This window comes from Aquibium sp. ELW1220, assembly GCF_030398385.1.
Lineage (GTDB): Bacteria > Pseudomonadota > Alphaproteobacteria > Rhizobiales > Rhizobiaceae > Aquibium.
Genome location: NZ_JAOAOQ010000042.1, coordinates 43,807 through 49,906 on the forward strand (window position 1 = coordinate 43,807; position 6,100 = coordinate 49,906).

Below are 6,100 nucleotides of genomic sequence, written 5' to 3' on the forward strand. Positions count from 1 at the left end.
CATCTGCGGGAATCTGCGGGGAGGCCGGATCTCGTTGAGATCTACTGATCATGCACGAAAAACAACAAGAAGCTCACTTCGAGTCGTATCGCCGATGAATTTGGATGTTCCATTCCAACTCGCTATCCTCTTCAGGTCGGCGTCGGTCAGGGCTCCGATGAAGCAATTTGATGAAGGGAGGGTATTGGTTAGAAATTCAACAGTAGGAAGCACTGGGTGCACCCGTCCCCAAAGCTTATGGAACCCCTCAAAGTCGCTGTCACGGTAAATTGGCGATCCATGCGGAAACACAGCTATGAGATAGCCACCCGGCTTGAGGACAGAGATTTGACGTTTGATTGCCTCTGCCGGATCCGGTGTATGCTCAAGCACATGGGCCGAGAAAGCCACATCGAATGGCGACGCACTGACCACATTTGACCAAATAGTATGAATCTTGAGACCGAGCTTCTCACCGAATGCTGCACGTGGCACAGAGACCTCAAAGCCCGTCACGGAGAACCCAGCATTCTGAAATTGGTGCATCCCGTACCCCCAATTCGCACCAAAATCTAGAACCCTCGCCCCAGGGGCAATTGAGAGAACCCCGAAGAGATCAATGAACCTAGTGAAATCTTTCGCTGTACCTACGAAATTTGACGTCATCAGGGTCGCGAGCGTTTCATCATCGGGCAGATCGGTAGTCAGGCCCGATTGCTGGTAACCTGTCTGATAGAAGCGGACCATATCGCGCTCAGTCTCACGAGGAAAGCGGAAAAGTAGACCACAATTGGTACATCTCAGGAGTTGGTGGAAGTATTTCCGATCTATGCCTTCTGCCTGTTGACTGGCACAGCTAGGACATACCGGCTTTGTACCGAAGCCCCCTGCAAATCCTTGAATGAAGTACATCAGCTGTTCGAGCTGCATTGAGAGACTGCCTCCAGATCAGACAAAAATTGAAAATCAAGCATGAAAGCCATGTACGGGAATTAAGAACATTATCAGTAAAATCTTTAACACTGCGAGCAAGCAATAGCTTGTCAGAAAGGCGAGGGCGAGCCCCTCCACGCCGTGGGAACTGATCGCAAGAGTAGAGATTATCAGCAAAGCAGCGCCCCAAACAACATGGGTGACCGGAAGGAACCATGCTCGATTCATGCTCTGGATCGCCGCCGTCGCGATATTCGTGGCCACGTGAAATGGTGCTGAGAGAGCGAGCAGAACGAGAACGAGGTAACCCGACTCAAACCCCTCGCCATATGCAAACATGAACAGCGGGCTCAGCGCGGCGACGGCCAGCGCGGGAACGAGGGCAATCAAGGTACCGAGCGCCAGCACCCTGAGGAACAGCCGACGGAAGGCGGCGCGATTTCCCTTTTCCCAGGCATGCGCAAGGATTGGCAGGCTGACCGAGGTGATGGCCATCGGCACGAAGACGAGCGTCCCGTGCCACAGATAGGCCGCGTTGTAGATGCCGACCTCGGCAAGCCCGTCCGGTGTGCGGCTCAGCATCAGCATGCAAATCCAGAGCACCGGCGTCGCTACACTGTTGGCGAGCAGCGACGGCGCGCTGAAATCCTGAAGCAGTCGCCTCTCCGCCAACGCCCCGCGCCAGCGCGTCGCTACCCCATGGGCCTGCAGTTCCCGCCGCGCGAAATGCATCCCCGGCAGGAAGGCGATGCTGCCAGCCAGTACAAGCGCGGCGATTCCGCCTGCGGGCCCGAACTGCGCCACGAGCAGGGGGATAAGGGCGAGCGCCGCGGCCCCCTCGACGAAGCGCAGGACCGCGATCCGCCGGAACGCTTCGAACCCGGCCAGCGTCGCATCCTGCACCCCGCGCAGCACGCCCATCCCCACGAGACCTGCCCCGAGCGCGACGGCGAGGGTCAGGTCGGGGTCCTCGAGGACCGCCCGCGCCAGCCAGGGCGCGAGCGCAATCATCGCGACCCCGAACAGCGCCGCCGAGACGAGGGCCGAGCCGGTGACGAGGCCGATGATCCGGCCGGTGCGTTCGGGATCGGTGCGGTGCGTCGCCGCGATGAACCGCGTCGCCGTCGCACCCAGGGCGGCGCCCGCGAACATCCCGAACAGGCCCAGTGTCGATTGCACGAGCCCGAATCCGCCGAACCCCTCCGTCCCCAGAAGCCGCGCGGCGAAGATCATCGCCACAAGGTTCAACACACGGCCCGTGCCCGTGCCCAGCACGGTCCAGAAGCTGCCGTGGGCTATGCGGCGGGCTATAGAGGGCAGGGGGCGGATGGAGAGGTCAGTCATGCGCTGGACTTGCGATTCGGCAATCGTGACGTTCTGGACGATGGCGGAAGCGAGCATCTGGACGGCCGGTTGCTCAGACAAGTGCGCGAACCAACAGGGCGTTGCTGGACATGACGCTCTGACCGGTCTCCAGCGCCCCGCCCCCCGGAAAGTACATCTTCCGCTCGAACCCCGCCGGCTGCAGCATGCCCAGAACCCCTCCGTCCTGCCCTTCGGTGATGATCGCCCGGAGCCGCGGATCGCCGAGTGTCCGTATCGCGCCCTTGAAGACCTCCGCCTCGAACCGCTCGACGTCGACCTTGATGATCCTCGGCACCTCGCCGCCGAGGACGCCGTCGAGCGTTTTCAGGGGGACCTGCCGGGTCTGCCCTTCTGCCTCTCGCGCGACGCGATTGACGGTGTCCTGTCCCACGGTTGAAAGATAACGTGCCTTCCTTGGTGCCAAGTGCGGCCTCGACCACGCGCACCCTGCCGCCGATTTCGTTCAGCTCGATATTGCGGTGCAGTGCTCGCGCGGTATCAGGATCGGGCTCCACAGCGATCGTCCGCGCTCAACGGACCTTCGAGGCCAGGACCGTGTAGCTTACTACAGGCGCCCCGATATCGACAAAGAGATCTCCGGGCTGGAGCGTGTCGAGCACGAAGCGCATGTCGACGTATTCGTGCAGGCCGCAGTAGATGTTGCCGGTGGCGCCGATCATACCGCGCCGGACGGCAAGCTTGGCTCCGTCGATCCAGTCGATAATGACCTCGTCCTGCAGACGGCTCTGCACCTGCCACCTGGCGAACCGCGCAAGTGCCGAGACCGGACGCCCACGGTCATGGGGTGCTTCACGATGAAGCGCAGCGTCTGGCTCAATCCCATATGGACACCTCTTCAAGTGTCAGCCCGGACGAGGGGTGCGTCACGCCCATGCGGGCGATCTCCTGCCCTTTTATTGATCCGATTTTCCCCAAACGCCCGATAACGCAAACTCCGGGGCACGATTGCCGAGGCCGCGGCCTGTCACGTGCGCCGTGGCCGCGGCCGCCCTTCATACCGCACCATGGCCGCTGACCATCACCCGGATGGTCCGTAGGAAGATCACCAAGTCCAGCCAGGGCGAGAAGTTCTTGATGTAGTAGAAGTCGTAGTGGAGCTTCTCGAGCACATCGTCCACCTCCGTCACGTGGCCCTGGTTGACCTGGGCCCAGCCGGTAATGCCCGGGCGTACGATATGCCGGTAGCGGTAGAACGGCAGTTCGCCTTCGTACCAGTTCGAGAGCGAGAGCGCTTCCGGCCGCGGCCCGATCCAGCTCATCTCGCCGCGAATGATGTTCAGCGCCTGCGGCAGCTCGTCGAGCCGGGAGTGGCGAAGGAAGCGGCCAACCCTCGTGATCCGGCCGTCGCCCGGGCGCGTCATCGCGTGCTCGCGGCCGCCCTCCCCGGCCGGCCCCACCCGCATCGAGCGGAACTTGTAGACAGTGAAGACCTTGCCGCGATAGCCCATCCGCTTTTGGCGGAAGAGGACCGGCCCAGGTGTATCCAGCCGGATCGCGAGCGCGATCGCCGCGAAGAGCGGGGCGAGCAGCGCCAGCACGGCCACGGCGGCTAGCCGGTCGGCCAGTTCCTTGAACGACAGGTAGAACTGGTCGGGATTGAGCGAGCCCAGCGTGTTCTCGGACAGGTGCTCGATTTCGGTCCGCCCGGTCAGCGATTCCGTCACCTGCTTGACGTGGTAGACCCGGATTCCCGCCAAGGCGGCGTCGGCGATGTAGCGCTCCCATTCCTCGGAAAGATCGGCCCTGAGGTCCGCAACGATGCCGTTTATGCCCGGCAGCGCCTGATCCGGAGACGAGAGGTAGTGCCAGGCCACGTTCTGGATACGCTCGATGCCCGCTACGCTGCCGCCCGGCACGATGGCGAGTCTGTGCCGCACGACACGCCGCGCCGCAATGCTCCAGCCGAAATACCAAAGGGTCGAAAGAATGAAGCTGCCGCCAGCCTGAAACCGGCTGTAGTCGATGCGGAAGAAGAAGATGACTGCGAAGATGAACCCATAGGTGAGCGCGAAGGTAGGCAGGATGAAGCCCGCGGCAGCGACGCCTGGAAAGCTGCCGAGCCGCCGGAAGGCGAGGAAGCCGAGGACATGGGCGCAGACAGCGGCGAGAACCGTGTTCTGCGTCGTCTCTGCTGCGAGAACCCACGTCCCGTCGAGGCTACGAAGAAGGACGGGCAGCCCGACTGCGAATAGCAGGCCTCCGAGAAGCTGATAGCGGACGCGCAGGAACCGGTGTCGTGGGGGCGCAACGACAGGTCCCGTCATTGGGATCGAGATCAACCCGGATTCTCCACTGCTTTCGCGATCAGTCCATGTGCCCCTCCGGAGCCGACCGCAATGGGTGCTTTTATCTAGGCTACTGTTCTCAGCAACTCGTTTCTCGACTTTTTTCTTGTGCCGCCTGCCCGTGGCTAGCTGCACGGCTACCGCACTCCCGGGTGATCGACCGGGAGTGACGTCTGCAGGGTTTCGCAGAAATGAGCATCGGCCGCAAGGGGATTTGGCGAGCATCCAGTTCGTTGCTCGTCCGCCAGCCAAGCGCCGAAAAAAGATGCACACCAAACCATCCGATCCCGAAAGTCTTGGCACTACGCCGGCAATTCTCGTGCGACGGCCTGCGCGGGACGATTTTCGGTGATACTGATCGGCCGGTCAGTCTGACAGACTGCTCTCGGAAGAATACCTAATACCAACGGCTCTTCCCGCAGACTCTCCGCAATTCCGCCCGCCTCCGTTTCGTGATTCCCTGTCGCGAAAGGAGATTCGCCATGGGATCAGCGGTGAAGATGCGGGCGGACTACACGGCCGACGATTTGCGGCGGGCTGCGAGGCGGACGAAGGACGTACGGCAGAGCCGGCGGCTCCTGCCGCTGGCGGCGGTGGCCGGGATGAGCCGCGAGGAGGCAGCCCGGACCGGCGGGATGGATCGCCAGACGCTGCGCGATTGGGTGCATCGCTTCAACGAGCTGGGTCCGGACGGGCTGACCGACGGCCACCGCGCCGGCCGCAATCAGCGGCTCTCGGCCGAGCAGAAGGCAGAGCTTGCGCGGATCGTGGAGCAAGGTTCCGACCTTGCGGTCGACGGCGTGGTGCGGTGGCGTCGCGTCGATCTCAAGCGGGTCATCGAGCAGCGTTTCGGGGTGACCTTTCACGAGCGCTATGTCGGCAAGCTCCTGAAGCAGTTGGGCTTCACCCACGTCAGCGCGCGACCGCGCCATCCGGCGCAGGATGGCGAGATCGTCGAGGCCTATAAAAAAACTTCGCGCGCACGCTGAGCGCCCACCTCGCCGACCTGCCGAAGGACAAGCCGGTCGAGATCTGGTTCCAGGATGGTGAGGCGGAAAAGAAATCGTGGATGGACCCGCGATTTCCCGCCGAACCGTATCGGCCAGAGTGAGCAGGACGAGAAATCGATCCGGTGGATCGATTTCCCTGCGAACGGCGTGGTTCGGCAGTGGGCGCGCCGCGGCACCCGGCCCCGCCAGCCCGCCGACCAACGCTACTCCTCGGCCTACCTGTTCGGCGCCATCTGTCCCGCACGGAGCACGGGGGCGGCGCTAACCATGCCCTATGTCGACACCGAGGCCATGCAGAAACACATCGACGAGATCAGCCGGCACGTCGCCAGGGGCGCGCATGCCGTGCTGATCCTGGACCGCGCCGGCTGGCACACGACCGCTAGCCCGTCTTATTCATGAGTTCGCTTTCGCGGATGACGCCGGTCGATGGTACGCGGGCAGTCGAGGCGTCTCTTTCACCGCGGGTGGGTCTGGACTTGTAGAACGCGCTGGAGGTTGACGGGG

Annotated in this window: 5 protein-coding genes and 1 pseudogene; 1 reads left to right on the top strand and 5 read right to left on the bottom strand. The window is 62.6% G+C overall.

All coding sequences use genetic code 11. The annotated features are described in order from the left end of the window. Positions 1–48: 48 nt before the first annotated feature. The 5 genes from N1F91_RS25675 to N1F91_RS25695 all read right to left on the bottom strand — a co-directional run bounded on the left by N1F91_RS25675 (position 49) and on the right by N1F91_RS25695 (position 4,577). A complete protein-coding gene (locus tag N1F91_RS25675) occupies positions 49–909 on the bottom strand; it encodes a methyltransferase domain-containing protein (protein WP_289996377.1) in 861 nt (286 codons plus the stop codon). 36 nt (positions 910–945) lie between these two features. Next, entirely contained in the window at positions 946–2,313 is a 1,368-nt protein-coding gene (locus N1F91_RS25680; RefSeq protein WP_289996379.1) for an oligosaccharide flippase family protein, read from the bottom strand. A gap of 16 nt (positions 2,314–2,329) precedes the next feature. Next, positions 2,330–2,668 carry an FkbM family methyltransferase gene (locus N1F91_RS25685; RefSeq protein WP_289996381.1) on the bottom strand — a complete coding sequence of 113 codons (339 nt, stop codon included), beginning with the start codon at positions 2,666–2,668 and terminating at the stop codon, positions 2,330–2,332. A gap of 139 nt (positions 2,669–2,807) precedes the next feature. Beyond that, positions 2,808–3,029, bottom strand: a complete 222-nt coding sequence (locus N1F91_RS25690) for a hypothetical protein (RefSeq protein ID WP_289996383.1) — start codon at positions 3,027–3,029, stop codon at positions 2,808–2,810. Between the two features lie 261 nt (positions 3,030–3,290). Further along, positions 3,291–4,577, bottom strand: a complete 1,287-nt coding sequence (locus tag N1F91_RS25695; RefSeq protein WP_289996384.1) for a sugar transferase — start codon at positions 4,575–4,577, stop codon at positions 3,291–3,293. 488 nt (positions 4,578–5,065) lie between these two features. Here N1F91_RS25695 and N1F91_RS25700 point away from each other — a divergent pair. Beyond that, positions 5,066–5,974, top strand: a pseudogene (locus tag N1F91_RS25700) (IS630 family transposase); the annotation flags it as partial. Positions 5,975–6,100: the final 126 nt, after the last annotated feature.

Coding starts and splice junctions, on each gene's coding strand:
- N1F91_RS25680 (WP_289996379.1), bottom strand. CDS start 2,313: ATGCTCGCTTCCGCCATCGTCCAGAACGTCACGATTGCCGAATCGCAA.
- N1F91_RS25675 (WP_289996377.1), bottom strand. CDS start 909: ATGCAGCTCGAACAGCTGATGTACTTCATTCAAGGATTTGCAGGGGGC.